At 29.4% G+C, this 19,309-nt stretch carries 17 protein-coding genes and 1 other RNA gene; 2 read left to right on the forward strand and 16 right to left on the reverse strand.

From position 1 onward, the window contains the following. Positions 1-74: 74 nt before the first annotated feature. From rnpB to AC5EAH_RS03675, 3 genes are all read right to left on the reverse strand, one after another. Positions 75-460: RNase P RNA component class B (gene rnpB, locus AC5EAH_RS03665), an RNA gene on the reverse strand. Between the two features lie 29 nt (positions 461-489). Then, positions 490-852: a DivIVA domain-containing protein gene (locus tag AC5EAH_RS03670; protein ID WP_493493403.1), complete on the reverse strand. Its 363-nt coding sequence runs from the start codon at positions 850-852 to the stop codon at positions 490-492. 9 nt (positions 853-861) lie between these two features. Continuing rightward, positions 862-1,422, reverse strand: coding sequence for an SLOG family protein (locus AC5EAH_RS03675; RefSeq protein WP_493493404.1), 561 nt, complete (start codon positions 1,420-1,422; stop codon positions 862-864). Between the two features lie 136 nt (positions 1,423-1,558). Between AC5EAH_RS03675 and recU the strand changes: the two genes are divergently transcribed. Both recU and AC5EAH_RS03685 read left to right on the forward strand, forming a co-directional pair. Then, the gene (gene recU, locus AC5EAH_RS03680; protein WP_493493405.1) at positions 1,559-2,158 is read left to right on the forward strand and encodes a Holliday junction resolvase RecU; all 600 of its coding nucleotides are present in this window, start codon (positions 1,559-1,561) and stop codon (positions 2,156-2,158) included. Between the two features lie 2 nt (positions 2,159-2,160). Continuing rightward, a complete protein-coding gene (locus AC5EAH_RS03685; protein WP_493493406.1) occupies positions 2,161-4,449 on the forward strand; it encodes a transglycosylase domain-containing protein in 2,289 nt (762 codons plus the stop codon). An 11-nt stretch (positions 4,450-4,460) separates the two neighbouring features. Here AC5EAH_RS03685 and AC5EAH_RS03690 read toward each other — a convergent pair whose 3' ends face one another. The 13 genes from AC5EAH_RS03690 to AC5EAH_RS03750 all read right to left on the reverse strand — a co-directional run bounded on the left by AC5EAH_RS03690 (position 4,461) and on the right by AC5EAH_RS03750 (position 19,197). Next, on the reverse strand, positions 4,461-5,420 hold the full coding sequence (locus AC5EAH_RS03690) for a transketolase family protein (protein WP_493493407.1): 960 nt from the start codon (positions 5,418-5,420) through the stop codon (positions 4,461-4,463). Beyond that, positions 5,413-6,246 carry a transketolase gene (locus AC5EAH_RS03695; protein WP_493493408.1) on the reverse strand — a complete coding sequence of 278 codons (834 nt, stop codon included), beginning with the start codon at positions 6,244-6,246 and terminating at the stop codon, positions 5,413-5,415. Before AC5EAH_RS03695 ends, AC5EAH_RS03690 begins: the two co-directional genes overlap by 8 nt. Before the next feature lie 10 nt (positions 6,247-6,256). Next, entirely contained in the window at positions 6,257-7,621 is a 1,365-nt protein-coding gene (gene ulaA, locus AC5EAH_RS03700; RefSeq protein WP_493493409.1) for a PTS ascorbate transporter subunit IIC, read from the reverse strand. Between the two features lie 18 nt (positions 7,622-7,639). Next, positions 7,640-7,927, reverse strand: a complete 288-nt coding sequence (locus AC5EAH_RS03705) for a PTS sugar transporter subunit IIB (RefSeq protein WP_493493410.1) — start codon at positions 7,925-7,927, stop codon at positions 7,640-7,642. A 24-nt stretch (positions 7,928-7,951) separates the two neighbouring features. After that, positions 7,952-9,976, reverse strand: coding sequence for a BglG family transcription antiterminator (locus tag AC5EAH_RS03710; protein WP_493493411.1), 2,025 nt, complete (start codon positions 9,974-9,976; stop codon positions 7,952-7,954). A gap of 189 nt (positions 9,977-10,165) precedes the next feature. Further along, positions 10,166-10,369, reverse strand: coding sequence for a DUF6501 family protein (locus tag AC5EAH_RS03715; protein WP_493493412.1), 204 nt, complete (start codon positions 10,367-10,369; stop codon positions 10,166-10,168). Between the two features lie 66 nt (positions 10,370-10,435). Next, positions 10,436-11,083, reverse strand: coding sequence for an endonuclease III (gene nth, locus AC5EAH_RS03720; RefSeq protein ID WP_493493413.1), 648 nt, complete (start codon positions 11,081-11,083; stop codon positions 10,436-10,438). Then, positions 11,083-11,781, reverse strand: coding sequence for a DnaD domain protein (locus AC5EAH_RS03725; protein WP_493493414.1), 699 nt, complete (start codon positions 11,779-11,781; stop codon positions 11,083-11,085). The genes nth and AC5EAH_RS03725 overlap by 1 nt, the downstream gene beginning before the upstream one ends. 72 nt (positions 11,782-11,853) lie before the next feature. Next, positions 11,854-13,149, reverse strand: a complete 1,296-nt coding sequence (asnS, locus tag AC5EAH_RS03730; protein WP_493493415.1) for an asparagine--tRNA ligase — start codon at positions 13,147-13,149, stop codon at positions 11,854-11,856. 17 nt (positions 13,150-13,166) lie between these two features. Next, on the reverse strand, positions 13,167-14,351 hold the full coding sequence (locus AC5EAH_RS03735; protein WP_493493416.1) for a pyridoxal phosphate-dependent aminotransferase: 1,185 nt from the start codon (positions 14,349-14,351) through the stop codon (positions 13,167-13,169). A gap of 53 nt (positions 14,352-14,404) precedes the next feature. Beyond that, the gene (locus AC5EAH_RS03740; RefSeq protein WP_493493417.1) at positions 14,405-17,050 is read right to left on the reverse strand and encodes a helicase C-terminal domain-containing protein; all 2,646 of its coding nucleotides are present in this window, start codon (positions 17,048-17,050) and stop codon (positions 14,405-14,407) included. Between the two features lie 22 nt (positions 17,051-17,072). Beyond that, complete coding sequence (locus AC5EAH_RS03745; protein WP_493493418.1) at positions 17,073-18,050, reverse strand: biotin--[acetyl-CoA-carboxylase] ligase; 978 nt, start codon at positions 18,048-18,050, stop codon at positions 17,073-17,075. Continuing rightward, complete coding sequence (locus AC5EAH_RS03750) at positions 18,040-19,197, reverse strand: CCA tRNA nucleotidyltransferase (protein ID WP_493493419.1); 1,158 nt, start codon at positions 19,195-19,197, stop codon at positions 18,040-18,042. The genes AC5EAH_RS03745 and AC5EAH_RS03750 overlap by 11 nt, the downstream gene beginning before the upstream one ends. Positions 19,198-19,309: the final 112 nt, after the last annotated feature.

The following is a 19,309-nucleotide window of genomic DNA, read 5'->3' on the forward strand; positions in this document are numbered from 1 at the left end:
CATTCTTCCGTATAAAAAAAGTGACACTCTGGTCACTCAACTCATTATTAATATAAATTCTGGTGACAATTTATCTTTGTAAGCCATGTTTTGTATCATCTGTATTGCTAACGAGCACCAGAAACTCTCACACATTTGATGGTAATCATCTATCTAGCTAGCTTATGCTAACTCCTACTTATTTGTTCATTTCCTCTAAGTAAGTGCTTCTACCAAATTTGAATTGCTCGCTCGTGGGGTTTACCGCGTTCCACCTCAATCATTTCTTCATGAGCTCCGTCACTGTGGCACTTTCAAGACATGAATAATCATATCAAATGACTTAGATTATTCTATCTGCCGTAACATGTTAACATGTCCCTAACCTTATTTTTTAAATTAGCACGATCACTACAAACATCTCAGCTTGTGCGAGCATGGACTTTCCTCAGCCTTATTCAGACCGCGATTACCCAAGATAAATCATAAATAATTATACTTAATATTAGACTAACTGTCTAGCTTATTATTTTTATTACCGAAAACTGCTGCTTCTAAATTGGCCACTCTTTTTAATAAATCTAAATTAGTTGCATTAGCTATGGGCTGTGCTTTAGTTACTTTATTTGTTGGTATCACTTGTGTTTTATGATATGTTTCCGCTACTTGTTGGTTCAATTTAATGATTTGTTGCTTCTGTTCTGCTACTACTTTTTGTAATATTTTATAATCTTCTAATATAGTCTTCATTTGAACATAGTCTTTAATAATATTATCTAAATAATCATTCACTGCTTGTATATCATAACCATGCTTTGTTGTCGGAAAATCTTTCTCGTATATTTCTTTGGCTGATAAAATTAATTTATTCATTGTAACCTCCTACTGTAAAAATTGTTCTTCTTCTATTAAATTTTGTATATAATCACTGATATCATAAAAAGTAATTTGTTGCAATTGATAGTCAGTTTTTTCTTGATGTTCTTTTACTTTATTATAAAAATATTTTGGAGAGCCTTCACTCTCTTCATCATAAATTAATAAACAACTATCTGTATGGCTTAACATAAATTGATCTCTAAAAATAAATTGACGTGGATGTTCATACTCACCTTTATATAAAGGTTGATAATAGTCAGCTAATGCTGTCACTTTACTATATAGAATTTGATCGAATTCATTATAACGTGTTTCTTGGTTATTAAATGGTGGCATCACAGCTAATTTAATATGAGGATATTCTTTTTTTAATAATATGATTTGTTCTGCACACCATAATTCTATTCCGTTTTGTCCACCCGTTACGAACCATTCTATCCCATTCTCTATCCATTGTACTAATTGATACCTTAGATATTTTTTTAAATACATTAATTTTATACTTTTAGCTTCAAAAATACCGAGTTCATAACTTTTATAGCCTGTCATATATAATCTTGACATGGTTTACCTCTTTTATTTATTCTTATATCATTTTATCACAAATAAATATTGATGATAAATAAAAATACTTCTCGTTTGTTAATTAATAAAGTATAATATATTTGTATAACACATTATTTTGCGAAAGGATTAAACAATGACAATTAATTATCCTAATGGCAAACGTTCAAGTTTAACCAATCATCATCACAAAACGAAGCCAATTAATTATGGGAAGCGTGGGATGCATTTTGAAAGTGATATTAATTCAACCAATCAATATTATTTAAAACAACAACGTGCAGTTATTCATAAAAAACCAACACCGATTCAAGTCGTTAAAGTAGATTACCCTAAACGAAGTGCAGCCAAAATTACAGAAGCTTATTATCGTCATGCTTCTACAACAGATTACAATGGTGTCTATCGTGGTAAATACATTGATTTTGAAGCGAAAGCAACTAATAATAAAACTGCGTACAATTTAGATAATATTCACGTCCACCAAATTGAACATATGCATGCCGTAACAGAGCAACAAGGCATTGCCTTTTTGTTTTTACATTTTGCAATGTATAATGAAAGTTATATTATATTTTATCAAGATTTTCTTCCATTTTGGAAGAGATATATTGAACAAATTAAAAAATCTATTACCTATCAAGAGTGTCAACAAATAGGTCATCTTGTTTCGACTGGTTATGCACCTCGACTTGATTACCTTAATATTATAGATGACATGTATTTTAAGGAGTAACTATGAGAACATCAAAGAAAAGACGTTTGTGGAAATTTTTAAAAATTATATTAGTTACATTGTTTACCTTTATATTAATAGGTATTATTGCAGGCGGTGCATTATTTGCTTATTACGTTAAAGATACACCCGAATTAAATGAAAAAGATTTAACTGTAACTTTAGCCACAGAAATTTATGATGCTAATGACAATTTAATTACTACACTAGGTACAGAAGATCGAGAATATGTTGATTTTGAAGATATTCCAGATTTAATGAGAAATGCTGTATTATCTGTAGAAGATAATCGATTTTATGAGCATAATGGAATTGATCCTATTCGATTAGCTTCAGCAGTCGTTGCTAATATGAGAAATGGTTTTGGTTCTCAAGGTGCAAGTACAATTACACAACAAGTCATCAAAATGTCTTCATTAACTAGTGAAAAAACATTAAAAAGAAAAGCACAAGAGGCTTATCTTGCTTATAAATTAGAACAAACTTATTCGAAAAATTATATTTTTGAAGTATATATGAATAAAATTTATTATTCTGATAATCAGTATGGTGTTAAAGCAGCAGCTAAATATTATTTTGATAAACCGCTTGATGAATTAACATTACCACAAGCTGCTATGTTAGCCGGTATTCCACAGTCACCTAATAAATATAATCCTTATGATTATCCTGAAGAAGCTAAGAAACGTCGTGATACAGTATTATTTACTATGTTAAATAATCATAAAATTACAGAACAACAGTATCAAGAAGCTACTGAAACTAAAATTGATGACGGATTAGTACAACGTGATAAAGATAACCGACAAACATTAGGTATTTTCAATCCAAAATATTCAGCTTATTTAGATGCTATGATTAAAGAATTAAATAGTTATGATGCTATTAAAAAATTAACGAATGATCCTTTTAATCAAGGATGGAAAATTTATACTAATTTAAACCCAGAAGCACAAATTTATGTACAAACAGCTTTAGATGACAATTACGCTGGCTTCAAAGATGAAAGTCAAGCTGCTATGACAGTTATTGATACTAAAACTGGCCGTATTATTGCTCTAGGTGGTGGACGTAATTATAAGTTTTCAGAATTAAATTATGCCTATTCAACAAAACAACAACCTGGTTCATCAATTAAACCGATTGTTGATTATGCACCTGCTATAGAATACTTACAATACAATGGTTCTACAATAATTTCTGACCAACCTTATCGTATTGCTGGCACAGATATCTTTATTCAAAACTGGGATCGTATTAATCGTTATTCTGTCACGATGCAAACGGCTGTCAAATCATCATTCAATGTCCCTGCTGTCCGTACATTTGATACTCTAGGATTTGACCGTGCTTCATTATTTGCTGACAAACTAGGTATTCATATGACTGATCCAGGTGTAACTAGTGCTATTGGTGGTTCTACTGACAATTATTCAACAACACAAATGGCTGCAGCATATGCAGCATTTGGTAATAAAGGTCAGTATAATAAACCTTTAACTATTAGACGTATTTTAGATGCACAAGAACAACAAATTTTAAATAACGAACCTGAAAATGAACAAGTGATGTTACCTTCAACAGCTTTTATTATGACATCTGTATTAAAACATGTTATGGATGCTGATGGTACAGCACCTTATGCCGCTATTCCTGGTTTGAATATTGCTGGTAAATCTGGTACTACAACAATGGATGATAATGTTGCTTTAAATTTTGGTTGGGATGTTAACAATGCTGCTAAAGATTCTTGGTTTATTGGTTATTCACCCAATATTACAATTGCAGTTTGGCAAGGTTTTGATCAAATTGATGCTAATTATAAAGTGTTATGGCATCCTGATACAGAATTAACACAAAAATTATTTGCTTTAACAATGAAACAACTTTCAAATCAATTAGGTAATGATGATTTTACTGTACCTGATGATGTTTATCTTAAATACGGTTATTATATGACATCTAATAGAAATACAGAGACAGATGATTTTACAACAGGAAAATCATTTGAACAAGTTGCCAGTGAAAATCATTCACTACTTAAACCCGTTATTCCAGAACCAAAAAGAGAAGAATTTATTGCACCTAGAGAAGAAACAATAAAGAAAGAACCACTATCAACTAAAAAAGAAGAGACAACAACTTCTATAGAAACTACAACTGTAGAAACTACGACAACTACTAAGACAGATGATGGCACAACGATTATTATCGAAAACACAACTGTACCAGCAGATGCGACATTATCTGATAAATTTAATAATTACTTAAATGATAAAAAGAATGAATAATGGCTTAGCCATTATTCATTCTTTTTGATAATATCTAAAATTTGTGATAATAATTGCTCACTATCTAATTTAAAATATTTTTGAAGATATTTAACTGATCCTACTTGTCCAAATTGCTCATTAATACCTATTCTTGTTAATTGCGTACAGTATGATGATTCTGAAATTATTTCAGCAACACTACTACCTAAACCACCGTAAATACTATGATTTTCAATTGTGATCATTTGATCTGAAATTTTTGCTAATTGTAAGACTAATTGTTTATCAATTGGTTTGATTGTAAACATATCTACAACTGTAACGTCAATTCCTTGTGTTTCTAATTGTTCAGCAATATCTAACACATCACTTACTAATTGACCACAAGTAATTAAAGTAATTTTTGTTCCTTCTTTCAAAACTTTACCTTGTCCTATATTAAATAATGTATTTGGTTTATATACTTGTCGCACTGGTTTACGTGTTGCTCTTACATAATTGACACCTTTACGTTCAGCAAAAGCTTGTAAAATATATGTCAATTGCACTTCATCAGCTGCATCACAAATAACTGATTGTGGTATCATGCGTATTAAAGCTATATCTTCAAATGAACAATGTGTCCCGCCATTAATTGCAACATTAAATCCTGGATCAGAACCAAATAAATTAATGTGAATATCCTGATAACCACAAGAAACAAATAATTGATCAAAAACTCTACGTGTAGTGAATGGTGCAAAACTATGCGTATAGGGAATAAATCCTGCTAATGATAAACCACTGGCCACACCAATCATATTGGCTTCTGCAATACCTACATTAACACATTGATGACTATTAAATTGATTAAAACTACTTGCTGCACCTAAATCTGCTTCCAATGCAATAATCCGTTCATCTGTTGTCATCATATCTTTTAAAGTATTGACAACAACTGCACGTAATTCTAAACCTAATTTTTGTCTGTCTACTACTAAATCATTCATATGTTATTAACTCCTGTTCTAATTGTTCAATGGCTTTTGACAGTTCATATTTCAACTCATCATTATCGAATTTAACTGAATGATTATTTTCTAAATGTTCAAAATATGGAATACCTTGACCTTTAGTAGTGTCTAAAATTAAACATACTGCTGTAGACTGTTGTTTAAGTTCATCAATCGCATTATTAATAGCTAACATATCTGATCCTTTAACTTTTAATGTATAAAAACCAAAGGCTTCCATTTTTTGTTGAAGATTATAAGGATTTAAAATACACTGTGTTAAACCATCTAATTGCTTTTTATTATCATCTATAATTACAATACATCGATTTAATTGATGATGTGCAATAAATTGAAATGCTTCCCAACATTGTCCTTCATTTAATTCACCATCACCTACAATAACATAAGTATAAATAGGTAATTGTTGTTTACGGAATCCTAATGACATACCGGCAGCAATTGAAATACCTTGACCTAATGAGCCAGTTGTTGCATCTACACCAGGTGTTTTATTACGATCAGGATGACTTGGTAATAAAGTCCCTCCCTCATTTAATGTTGTTAACCATGATTTTGGAAAATAATTTAATTGAGCTAAAGTTGCATAAAGTGCTGGACCAGCATGTCCTTTAGATAATACTAAACGATCACGTTCATACCATTGTGGTTGTTGTGCGTTTACATTCATGACTTTACCATATAATACTGTTAATAAATCAACTATAGATAATGAGCCACCGATATGACCATAACCAATTGTTTGAAATGTTTTCAATAAATTCAAACGAATCTGTGTACGTAATTGATTTAATTCTTTCATAATTTCACACCTAAGCCTTAACTTTACTTTTATACATCATTAATTTGCTTATAACAAATAAACCTATAATGGCAGCGATAATACCACTAATAACAACAATTTTACCACCATGATTAGCTAAACTACCTAATAAAATTCCTACAACACCATAATCTGTATCTGAAAAAGTTGATCCTGCAAATCCTAAATCTCCCATAATTGGCATTAAGAAAATTGGCATAAAACTAATAATCACACCTTGCACAAATGAACCAATTACTGCACCACGAATACCGCCTGTTGCATTACCATATACACCACTCGTAGCACCACAGAAAAAGTGTGGTACAACACCTGGTAAAACAATCGGTGTTTTTAAAATAACCATTAATAATAATGAAACGATACCACCTACGAAAGAACTAAAAAATCCAATTAACACTGCATTAGGTGCATATGGAAAAACAATAGGACAATCTAATGCTGGTTTAGCATTAGGTACTAATCTTTCAGAAATCCCTTTAAATGCCGGCACAATTTCTGCCAGAATTAAACGCACACCTGCTAAAATAACAAAGACACCTGCTGCAAAACTTCCCGCTTGTTTTATAACATAAATAATTGAATTTGTCCCACCTGATAATTCTTTAGTAATATAATCACTCCCTGCAAATAAAGCAACAATCACATAAACGATACTCATAGTGATGGTGATAGATATTGTTGAATCACGTAAAAAAGCTAATCCTTTAGGAAATTGAATATCTTCTGTAGATTTAACATGACCCTTACTTCTAACAACTTGTCCAATCATCGCAGAAATCATATAACCAAAATTACCTGTATGAGCCATCGCTACGTTATTATTTTTAGTGACTAGTTGTGTATATTTTTGTAAAATAGCTGGAAAAATTGTATTAGCAAGACCTAAAGTTATACCACCAAATAAAATTAATAATAAGCTATTTAATCCTGCCACTTGTAAAATAACTGCAATCATACATGACATATATAATGTTGCATGACCTGTTAAATAAATATATTTAAAACGTGTTACTCTAGCAAATAAAATATTAAACATCATACCTACAAGCATAATTAAAGCGGTGTATGTACCAAATTTTTCTAATGCAATGGCTACAATTGCTTCATTATTAGGAACAACACCTACTACATGAAATCCTTGTTGAAACATTTTGCCAAAAGGATCTAGAGAAGAAACAACAATTTCTGCACCACCTGTTACAACTAGAAAACCTACAAAAGTTTTAATACCACCTTTCATAATATCTGAAATACCCTTTTTTTGTAAAAGTAAACCTAACACTGCAATTAATGCAACTAAAATCGCTGGTGTACTAGCAATATCAATTAAAATTTTTAATAATCCATTCATAATATTCTCCTTAATCTTTTATAAAAATCCTTTTTCTACTAATAATGATTCAACTTTTTCTGTTAATTCATCTATATCAATAATACTATCTAATACACGTACATCACCTAAGTGATTTAAACTATCCGCTAGATCAGTACCTACAAAAAATACATCTGCTAAATATTGATCTGCACTTCCTACATCTGAATGTGTGACTTCTATTGTTCCTTCTGGTATACCTAAATTAGATAAAACCGTCTTAATATTCATTTCTACCATAAAACTACTACCTAATCCTGAACCACAAACTGCTGCAATTTTCATTATATTGTCCTCTTTTCTTATTAATTATTGTGCTTGTTGAATAATCTTTAAAATTTGTTCTTTACTATTACTAGATAATAATTGATTAAAACTTGCTTTATCTATTAATAATTTTGTTAAAACACGTAAAGCTCTTAAATGTGCTTCGTTATCAATTGCTGCTAAGCAAATAAGTAAATTCACTTCATGCTTAGGATCATCTAATAAATACACTGGATGCTCTAACTTTAATAGACTCATGCCTAATGCGTTAACGCCATCTTCTGGACGTGCATGAGGTAAAGCAAATCCTGGTGCTAATTTAATAAAAGCACCTAATTCTTCGACTTTTGCTATCATCGCATCAATGTAATGTTCATTGATTTTTTCTGATTGTAGCAATGGTTCAGCAACTTTACTAATTGCTTGTTGCCATGTTAACTTTTCATCAGAAAATCGAATCATTTCTGCTGTCAATAAATCTGCTAACATCGGTTTAAAATCCTCCTCAAATATACTATTTTTATAAAATTTTCTAGTTAATTTATTAATAATCTTTTCTTTAGTCACACCTTTCTTAAAAGTAATTAATGGTAAAATCTCATTAACTATCTCATCACATGTTGGTAAGATATGTGTTGTTAAATACAATTGTCTGTTAACATTAGCAATTAATAGTGCTTTTTCTTTTGCAGTCATAATAGCTTTACACAGGAACATATGATGATTACTTTTCAATGGAAATGTTGTAAAAATAATGATTGACTCATCTAAAGTATTAATTTTTTCAATGGGATACGTCCCTAAAAAAGTAATAGTTGGAAACATTTTCTTTAATTCAGATAATAAAATTAATGAGGAACTAATACCATTAGGACAAGCAACAACAGCACGATAATGTTTTGCTTGTTGATTTTTTTGCATTTCTAATTCGCCACCAAAAAGTACTGAAATATAGGCAATCTCATCATCACTAATCAATTTATTAGGTAATAATTGTTGTAATGGTAATATTGCTTGTTTAGTTAATTCAAATACATCATGATATTGTCGCATAATTTCATTTACAAATTCATTTTCTAAATACAAATCATATTTCAAACGAAAATATGTCGGCACTAAATGGTTATATAATTTGTTTAACAATGATTCTTTATCTTTTATATGAACCAATGCCACACGTTCAAAATTTAATATCATACGTTCGCTACATATCACCAAAAAATCTAATGGTTTATCTTTTAAAGTACCTTCAAAAAATGTATTAAATATAATTGCAAAATAATATATTTCAATTTTATCCAATTGTTTATATTGATTAAAATGTTGAATAAATCGTTTTGCTAATGGATAGCTTGCTAAATGTTCTATAATCGGTATTTCTGATTCAGATAAAATTACACGATGATGATAACTTCTTTCAAATTGATATAATAACATAGGTAAACTATTTTCAAATCTATTTAATACAATAGCTATATCTTTTTGTTCAAATAGTGATTGTAAGTAACTAGGTATTTGAAAAACAAATTTGGGATAAAATTGAGCATAATACTGCATAATTGTTGCATAAGTTATTTTTTGTTGTGCTAATTGTGTAATATATTGATATGCACGTTTTCTTAATGAAATTTCATCACCAAATAATTTAAAACCTAACTTTCTACTATATTTTAATTCAATAGTATCCTTAATGAGATCTGCTCGTAATAATTTAATATCATTTAATGTTGTATTTTTACTCACTAAAGTTATTTTTTGAAAAAGATAAACACTAGTTTCTTCAAATTCTGCAAAACATAATAAATAAATTAATGCTATTCTTTGATTTTCTGAAAAACATATTTCATTAGGTAAGATGCCTTTAGTTAAATAAAACCATCGTTTTTCAATCGATTTTGGTAACATAATAAACTCATCATTCCACTCAACACAAGGTAATTGACATTGTGTTACGGTATAATTAATCGCTTCAAGTTTATCTAATAATTGTTTTTTAGAACAATACATCCAGGCCATCATGTATGACCAATCATATATTTTAAGGTTAGAGTTATTTTGAACGTTCATTTGTGCTCCTCCTATAATTACATTTTAATATAACGCTTTCATTTTTGATAGTTAAGTTCAGTCCAATTTATCTAATAAAAGCTAACCTAAATTATACCGATAAAAATAAGCATATGGAAAACGTCTTCCATATGCTTATATGATCATAATATAAAATGAGTTCACTTTTTAATGAACTCATTTTCACTCTTATACTTCTTCAAAATATTCTTTATAGAAACCACCTATTTTATCAAAATTGTCTTTAATAAAAATGTATTCCTCGGTTTCATTCACTACATCATAAATTTTATTTTCTGTTAAAGCATTATTGACAATAAATTTTTTAGCTTTCGTATGTTTAACTTTGACTTGTTTTCCAGTTTTATTTTCTTTCCATGTTTGACTTAACATAAAACATTCTCCTTTTTTAATATATCTTTTATTGTATTCGTTTTATTAGCTAATGTAAAGTGTCCATTAAGCTTTAGATAATGTACGTTGTCCTTCTTTACACTCTATTAATAATGGACAATTATCACATTTAGGTTTACGTGCGGTACAATGATAACGCCCAAAGAATATCATCTGATGATGTGCTTTTGACCACTTTTCTTTCGGTATTTTATTCATTAAGGCTTCTTCTACTTGTAAGACATTGTCTTTTTTACGACAAATTGTTAAGCGTTTAGCAATACGTTCTACATGTGTATCTACAGCAAATGCTGGAATATTAAATGCAACAGATAGTACGACATTCGCAGTTTTTCGACCTACACCAGGTAATTCTACTAATTGCTCTCTTGTTTGTGGCACTTGTCCATCGTATTTATCTAGTAAAATACGACATAAGCCTTGAATGTTTTTAGCTTTACCTTTATATAAACCTATAGATTTAATATCATTCTGTAATTCTTCTAATGTCACCTGTAAATAATCTTCTGGCTTTTTATATTTTTTAAATAAATCTTTTGTTACTCTATTAACTAAAACATCCGTACATTGTGCTGATAATAATGTTGCAATAACTAATTCAAAAGGATTATCATGCACTAATTCACAATGTGCTTGTGGAAATAATTTATCCATTTGTTCTAAACACCACAATGTTTTCTTTTTACTTAACATCATTCTTCTCCATTTAACCAATCAATAAACTCTACTTCTGGGGCTTCTTGTTGAGGTATTTTTTTTATATTTTGTGATCTATATTTTTGTGTATGATTTTCTATTTGATCATAATTAGTAATCCCTGCTTTATACCAATCTAATAAAATACGATCAATATATTTAATTGATACTTTTTTAGCGATTACTGCTTCCTTTAACGCATACATAATTAAATCTGGTGACAGTTTATCTTTATCTAGCCAGCTATTAATGATCTCAATATCACGAGAACTTAATGGACGTCCAAATTCTTTTTCTATTGCTGTAAATAGTTGTGCCATTTGTTGTTTTTCATCTTGTTGTTGCTTAGGTACTGCAACTAAGGGTAAGAGCATTTTAAATAATGGTGAAAAATCAATAAATGTATCAATACCTTGATGAGTGGTTTGTTCAATTGTTGTAATAAATCCTTTAGTTTGCATCATATTAAATAAATCTAAAAATGTCAGTAATGTCATATTTAATTTGTCAGACCATATATTAAAGTCTAATGGCTGTTGACCATATTGTGAAACATACATTAATTTTAACCAAAATACTAATTCCGTGTCTGTCATATTAATTTTAGAATAATTTAACAATAATGTATCAGAAATAGTGATGCTAGGTGATATATAATTATTTATCATTGTATTCATCAGTAATTGATTATCCATAATGCCTCCTCTTAATTGAACTATATTTATTATTTGATAAAGTAACAAGCTAGGATATTCCTAGCTTGCTTATTATGGATATAAACGATTTAATAATCTTGGGAATGGGATTGTTTCACGTACATGTGGTGAACCACATAACCATGCGACTGTACGCTCTAATCCTAAACCAAAGCCAGAATGTGGTACTGAACCGTATTGTCGTAATTGAAGATACCATTCATAAGCATCTGAATCTAAACCATACTTTTCAATAGAAGCAGCCATTTCTTGATAATCACTAATACGTTCTGAACCACCTATAATTTCACCATAACCTTCTGGTGCAATTAAATCAGCACATAATACCACTGAAGCATCTTCAGGGTCAGGTTTCATGTAAAATGGTTTTAAATCTTTTGGCCAGTGTGTAATAAATACTGGTTTATCGTAATGATTCGCAATAGCTGTTTCATGAGGTGCCCCAAAATCATCACCATATTGAATATCATCAAAGCCTTCTTGATGTAAGAAATCAATCGCATCTTTATACTTGATACGTGGGAAGTCTCCATCAATTAATGCTAATTTTGTCGTATCACGCTCTAACATTTCTAATTCGATTTTACAATTAGCTAAAACTGATTTTACAACATATGTTACATACTGTTCTTGTATTTGTAGACTTTCTTCATGTTCTACAAAAGCCATTTCTGGTTCAATCATCCAAAATTCAATTAAATGACGACGCGTTTTAGATTTTTCAGCACGAAAAGTTGGGCCGAATGAAAATACTTTACCAAATGCCATCGCTGCCGCTTCCATATATAATTGACCTGATTGCGATAAATAAGCATCTTCATCAAAATATTTAGTATGGAATAACTCAGTTGTACCTTCTGGTGATGAAGCTGTTAAAATTGGTGGGTCAATTTTAGTAAATCCTTCTTGATTAAAAAATTCATAAGTTGCACGAATAATTTCATTACGAATTGTTAAAGTGGCATGTTGTTTACGAGAACGAATCCATAAATGACGATTATCTGCTAAAAATTCTGTACCATGTTGTTTCGGTGTAATTGGAAAATCATGTGATTCACTAATTATTTCAATTGCTGTTACTTCTAATTCATAACCAATCATTGAACGTGATTCTTCTTTAACTACACCAGTAATATAAACAGATGTTTCTTGCGTTAATGATTTCGCAGTTTTAAATAATTCTTCTCCCACTTGCTCTTTAACGACAACAGCTTGCATAAAACCTGTACCATCTCGTAATTGTAAAAAAGCAATTTTACCACTCGAACGTTTATTAGCAATCCATGCACCTATTTTTACCGTTTCGTTAAAATGTTGTGCTGCTTGTTTAATTGTTACTTTTAACATAATAAGCTCCTCTATTTCTAATTTATTTTATTTAATACAAATGTTTTAATTCGATTAATTGCTTCTAAAATGATAGCTTGATCTGCGGCATAAGATAAACGAATATAATCTTCAACACCAAATGCTGGACCAGGCACCACTGCTACATATTGTTCAGCTAATAATGCTTCACAAAAATCACTGACATTGTCATAACCACACTGTTGGTAAGCTTCTTTAGCATTAAAAAATAAATAAAATGCACCTTGTGGTTTAATACATGAAATACCTGGAATTTTTGTTAGAGCGTCGTAAGCTAAATTCAATCTTTCCTGAAATGCTAAACGCATAGTTTCAACCGTTTCTTGTTCACCTGTTAACGCCTCAATTGCCGCATATTGTGACATAGTTTGTGGACTTCCCGTACTATGTCCAACATAATTACTCATTGTTTTAATAATATCAGCATTTCCTAAAGCATAACCTATACGCCACCCTGTCATTGCATATGTTTTAGATACACCATTAATCACAATGGTATTCGCTTTAATTTCAGAAGATAAACTTGCAATACTTACCGCTACAGTATCATTGTAAACTAATTTATCATAAATTTCATCTGCTATAATTAAAATATTATGTTCTACACAAACTTGTGCAATAGCTAATAATTCTTGCACACTATAAACCATACCAGTAGGATTACTCGGTGAACAAAGTATTAATGCTTTAGTTTTCGAAGTAATAGCTTGACGTAATTGTTCAGGTGTTATTTTAAAACTTCTTTGTTCAGTGGTTTCTAAAATAACAGGTTCACCACCTAGTAATTTAACTTGTTCAGGGTAACTCACCCAATAAGGTGAGGGTATAATGACTTCATCAGTTGGATTTAAAATTGTTGCTAATAAAGTATATAAGACATGTTTAGCACCACTTCCTATAAAAACATTATCTAACTGATAATCTAAATCATGATCAATCTTTGTTCTCATGACAATTGCTTGTTTTAATTCTTTAATACCACTAGTAGCTGTATAACGTGTTTGTCCGTTTAATGCGGCTAGACGAGCTGCTTCTATAATATTAGGTGAAGTATTAAAATCAGGTTCACCTACTGTTAAAGATATAATATCTAAACCTTGTTGTTTTAGTTCTATTGCTTTAGCATTTAAAGATAAAGTGGCTGAAGGCAATAATTGATTCATTTTATCGGCTAATTTCATAGCTGTATTATTCTCCTAACTTATGCTAGTATATAAATTTATTTTACTTGATTTCACTTGAAATTTCTATGCTTATTTTGTTTTTGTAATTGTTCATCAATAGCCATTTTGAACAAGTCAATATTTCCTAACATTAAATGATAATCTGAGACACTATTAGTAAAGACTTTACCATAATTTTTATGTGTTAATCTATGATCTAAACACACCACAAGTCCATAATCACTTTCTTGTCGAATTAATCGTCCAATACCTTGTTTAAATTTAATAATTGCTGAAGGCAATACAAATGATTGAAAAATATTTTTTTTATGTTCTCCCGACAATAATTGCAATTGTTGATGATAATTAGGAAAAGGTAGTTTAGTCATTATAACACATTTTAATGCCTCACTTTGATAATTGACACCTTCCCAAAATTTATTAGTGCCTAGTAAAATCGCTTGTGACATTTGGTTAAATTGTGTCATTAATTTATGTGCATTGACTCGTTCATGTTGCACGAGCAGACTATATTCTGATAAGATTTCTAATTCTGATAGTTGGTCAGCAACTTGTTTCATTAATTGATAAGAAGTAAATAATACCATGACTTTACTTGATGTTTTAGTAATAAAAGTGAGTAGATATTCAATAATGAATTGTATTTCTTGCGATTCATCAATAATAGTGTCATTAATAAAAATTGTTGCTTGTTGTTTTAAATCGAATGGTGTAGCTAACTGGTGAGTTTTAGCATCAGGTAAATCAAAACTATTTTTAAAATAATCAAAATTATTATTGATTTGAAAAGTACTAGAAATAAACTGTGTTGATAAATAAGGTTCAACAAAATGATGTGCTATAAATTGTGCACTATAATCATAATGACAATGAATTTCTATTGAATCTAAATGATATTGATGTTTTAAGACAGCCCATATCGTGATACCTTTTTGATGATCAACTAAAGTTTTTTTCAATTGATCACAAAAATTTGAAATTTGTTGAAAATGATACTGTAATTGTTGCTCTAACATTGAAGGTTGCTTATTAAAACGCAACAAATGGCTTAACTCTGATAAAACAATATCTAACACAATAATATCGTCAATAATTAAAGTACTATTTTCAGGCGTTAATACAATTAAATCATCTTCAATTTCTTCATAAATATATGTAAATAATGATGTCATAATATCAATCATAGATTGAATATAATTATCAATCATTAATGTATCATAATGATAATCACTGTTTTCTTCTATATATTTATATAGTAATTTACCATCAATATACTTTCCAATTTGTCTTCTGTGATAAATTAATTGTGCTAATGATATTTGTGTATTTTGACGTTGATTAACACTTTCTAATAAATGATGTGCTTCATCTATAATGACATGATAATTTTTAAATTGATATAATTCATGATATGTCAAATAAGATTGATTTGTTATTACTATATTAGCCTCATTTACTTGATTCAATGCTTGTTGATAATAATCAAAAGGTGCTTTATCTACAAGTGATAAGTGCATAATTTGAGAAAAATATTGTGCGACCTGCCCTTTTAAATCTAATTCTGATAGATCTCCTGTTGTCGTTTCAAGTAGCCATACTAGACATCTCATTCTGAATAATTGAATATCATAAGTTTGTGCTTCTTTATCATTTAACATATAAACTACATAATTTAGTTGAATATAATGTTTTTCAGATTTGATCAACGCTATGCGAATTGGTAATTGTAATTGTGTGACAAGCTGTTGCGCAACATTAATAATTTCTTCTTGTAAATGTAATGTATGTGTCGCAATAATAGTAGGTTGTTGATGTTGTAGATAATACTGACAAGCATTAATCAAATATGCTAATGTTTTACCACTACCCGTAGGTGCTTCTACAAAAGCACAGTTACCTTGTTGATAATTTTGTTCTAAAATATCTATTAATTGTTGTTGTACTTGACGATAATTTAAATTTAATTGTTCAAGTGATTGTTCATATAAATTATCTTTTTGATAATTTTGATTTAGATGATTTTTAGGTGCCACATAATACGCTATATCTTGATAATAATGGAATAATGGCTGTATTGTATCAAATTGATGTTGTTGTAATATATCAAACAATAATAACGATAAATCACTTGGTAATAGTTTACTTAATTGATACAGCTTTTTTACCGTTATTCTCGGTAAAGTTTTTAATTTATTAATGGCATGTATCAATAATTGTGCTGTTGCTAATGCATCTGCTTCTGCTCGATGTGCTTGAGATAAATTAATACCTAATTCTTTAGTCAGTATTTCTAATTGATAAGATGATACTTTTGGATACATGATACGTGCTAATTCTACAGTATCAATAATTGCTATTGGTTCTAATTGATAATTATATTTTTGAAAATAAAATTGTAAAAATTTCAAATCAAAATTAACATTATGTGCAACAAATACACAACGTTGTAATTTTTCAAACAATTGTGGTACTAATTGCTGAAAAGTTGGTGCATCAACAACTTCTTCATTACTAATTGTTGTTAATTCTTTAATGAAGGCTGGTATTTCTTGAGTTGGACGTACTAATGTATTATATTGTTCAACAATTTTCAAATTTTCTATAAAGGTAATACCTATTTCAATAATTTCATCACCTGTTTTATAATTACTGCCCGTTGTTTCTAAATCAACCACGCAAATTCTTTGTTCTAGCATATTTTGCTCTCTTTCATATCATTTAAAAGTCAATATCTGCAGACATTAATGTATATTTTTTACCTTGTTTATCTACAACAATTAAATAACCTTCATCTGTTAACATTGTTGCTCTACCTATAAAACTTTCTTCAGATGTAGTATATTTCAACCATCTATCCCATACTAAACTGTGTTCAGTCCAATATTCTTTGAATTCTAAAAAATCATATTGACTAAACTCATGATAAGATTGTGACAATTTTTTAAATAGTTCATTAATAACTGCTATATAAGAAATAGATTGATGTGAAAATTGTTGCAAAGCACCTGCTTGATAAATATTATCCATTACTGGTGCAGACAATATATTAATGCCCACGCCATAAATAATCATCATTTGTTGATTTTCATTGATTAACACTTCAGATAAAAAACCACATACTTTATAATTATCATAGTAAATATCATTAGGCCATTTAATTTTTAATCTTTTAGGCTCATCTATAAATTTACTTAACGCTTTATGAATACCACAAGCCATAACTAAATTAAAACATCCTAATTTTGCAAAAGGCACTGTAGATTTTTTAACTACAGTCATCCAAAGTCCTTGACCTGCATTTGATTGCCACGGTCTATGAAAACGTCCATATCCAGCTGTTTGACTATTGGCAATAACTGCGAAATCTTCATATTGTTCAGCTAAATATTTTTTAGCTTGTATTTGCGTAGAATCTACGACATCTTCATAAAAAACATTGTGACAAAAATGAGCTTGTTGTGCCATATATGTTAACAAAGGTGCACTAATAATTTCATTTGAATGCATTGTTAAACAATAACCTTTATATTTTACAGACTGAATCTGATAACCATGTTGTTGTAATTGGGTTATTGTTTTCCAAATAGCTGTACGACTCACTTCAAAATAGTCGGCTAATTGTTGCCCTGACACAAATTGATTTTGATGATGTAGTAAATAATACAATAACTTATAAGATAATTTATTATCTATCATTTAACCACCTCTGTATTATTTTTTTATCATTAATTAACTGCCCACAATTAATATTATATATCAATTGTTGTTGTAAAATTTTAATCCATGGACCTGGTGTGCATGCCATTTGTTTAATGATTAATTTCATTGATAGTGCTAAATCATCAGGTGTTTTAACGATTAAATGTTTTCTATTATCTAACCATTGTTCTATATTGATATTTAATTGTAATATATCATTTAACTTACGAATTACTGTTTCATCTAATGATTGATAATCATAACAACATTGCCACCATTCACCTTGTGATAAACGATGAAACAAATTGGCATATTGATAATATAGTTTGACTTCTTTATTAGAAGGTTTTAATTTTTTTAATTGTGATGATTGTGGATGTAAATAACAATAGTAAGCCATAAAAATTATTGTATTCACTTTGAATTGACTAATATATAATAGTTGATTTGTAGTTAAATTTGACAAGACTGGCAATTGTTTAATTAAACCACTTTCTAGTAATTGTGGCATAGTTTGTTGTAAATATTCACCGTCTAGTATTTTTTTTAATTCTATCCAAATTCGTTCAACTGCAATAAAGCTCAATTGATGTGATAATTCTTGACATGCTTGATGTATCGATGTATCTACTTTAAATCCTAATTGACTTGCAAAACGATAAGCACGCATCATACGAAGTGCATCTTCATTAAATCGATGTTTAGCATTACCCACTGTCATTATACGTCGATTAATTAGATCTTCGTTACCATTAAAATCATCAATAATATTTCCTGATTGATCCATGGCCATTGCATTAATTGTAAAATCACGTCGTTTCAAATCTTCATGAATATTATTAACAAATGTAACTTCATCAGGTCGACGAAAATCTTGATAACCATTTTCTGTTCTAAAGGTTGTTACTTCATAATATTCGTGATGATATTTCACAGTAATTGTTCCATGTATTATTCCGGTATCAATAGTTTTGTCAAATATTTGTTTGACTTGTTGTGGTAATGCATCTGTAATGATATCAATATCTTCAAATTGCCTATTTAATAAACTATCTCTTACACAGCCACCAACAAAATATGCTTGAAATCCATAGTTTTTAAAATGTTGTAATAAAGGTACTGCTTTTGTAAGTCTGTAATTCATGAGTCACCTTCTTTCTTACCATTTCTATCTTGTTTATTGTAATATAATTCTAATTGATAGACAACTATACTATTTTGTTTGATAGTTTCAACTTTTTGTTGGTGCCTTCTCA

The sequence above is a fragment of the Staphylococcus sp. B1(2026) genome, assembly GCF_058895785.1.

Coding starts and splice junctions, on each gene's coding strand:
- AC5EAH_RS03670 (WP_493493403.1), bottom strand. CDS start 852: ATGAATAAATTAATTTTATCAGCCAAAGAAATATACGAGAAAGATTTT.
- AC5EAH_RS03675 (WP_493493404.1), bottom strand. CDS start 1,422: ATGTCAAGATTATATATGACAGGCTATAAAAGTTATGAACTCGGTATT.
- recU (WP_493493405.1), top strand. CDS start 1,559: ATGACAATTAATTATCCTAATGGCAAACGTTCAAGTTTAACCAATCAT.
- AC5EAH_RS03685 (WP_493493406.1), top strand. CDS start 2,161: ATGAGAACATCAAAGAAAAGACGTTTGTGGAAATTTTTAAAAATTATA.
- AC5EAH_RS03690 (WP_493493407.1), bottom strand. CDS start 5,420: ATGAATGATTTAGTAGTAGACAGACAAAAATTAGGTTTAGAATTACGT.
- AC5EAH_RS03695 (WP_493493408.1), bottom strand. CDS start 6,246: ATGAAAGAATTAAATCAATTACGTACACAGATTCGTTTGAATTTATTG.
- ulaA (WP_493493409.1), bottom strand. CDS start 7,621: ATGAATGGATTATTAAAAATTTTAATTGATATTGCTAGTACACCAGCG.
- AC5EAH_RS03705 (WP_493493410.1), bottom strand. CDS start 7,927: ATGAAAATTGCAGCAGTTTGTGGTTCAGGATTAGGTAGTAGTTTTATG.
- AC5EAH_RS03710 (WP_493493411.1), bottom strand. CDS start 9,976: ATGAACGTTCAAAATAACTCTAACCTTAAAATATATGATTGGTCATAC.
- AC5EAH_RS03715 (WP_493493412.1), bottom strand. CDS start 10,369: ATGTTAAGTCAAACATGGAAAGAAAATAAAACTGGAAAACAAGTCAAA.
- nth (WP_493493413.1), bottom strand. CDS start 11,083: ATGTTAAGTAAAAAGAAAACATTGTGGTGTTTAGAACAAATGGATAAA.
- AC5EAH_RS03725 (WP_493493414.1), bottom strand. CDS start 11,781: ATGGATAATCAATTACTGATGAATACAATGATAAATAATTATATATCA.
- asnS (WP_493493415.1), bottom strand. CDS start 13,149: ATGTTAAAAGTAACAATTAAACAAGCAGCACAACATTTTAACGAAACG.
- AC5EAH_RS03735 (WP_493493416.1), bottom strand. CDS start 14,351: ATGAAATTAGCCGATAAAATGAATCAATTATTGCCTTCAGCCACTTTA.
- AC5EAH_RS03740 (WP_493493417.1), bottom strand. CDS start 17,050: ATGCTAGAACAAAGAATTTGCGTGGTTGATTTAGAAACAACGGGCAGT.
- AC5EAH_RS03745 (WP_493493418.1), bottom strand. CDS start 18,050: ATGATAGATAATAAATTATCTTATAAGTTATTGTATTATTTACTACAT.
- AC5EAH_RS03750 (WP_493493419.1), bottom strand. CDS start 19,197: ATGAATTACAGACTTACAAAAGCAGTACCTTTATTACAACATTTTAAA.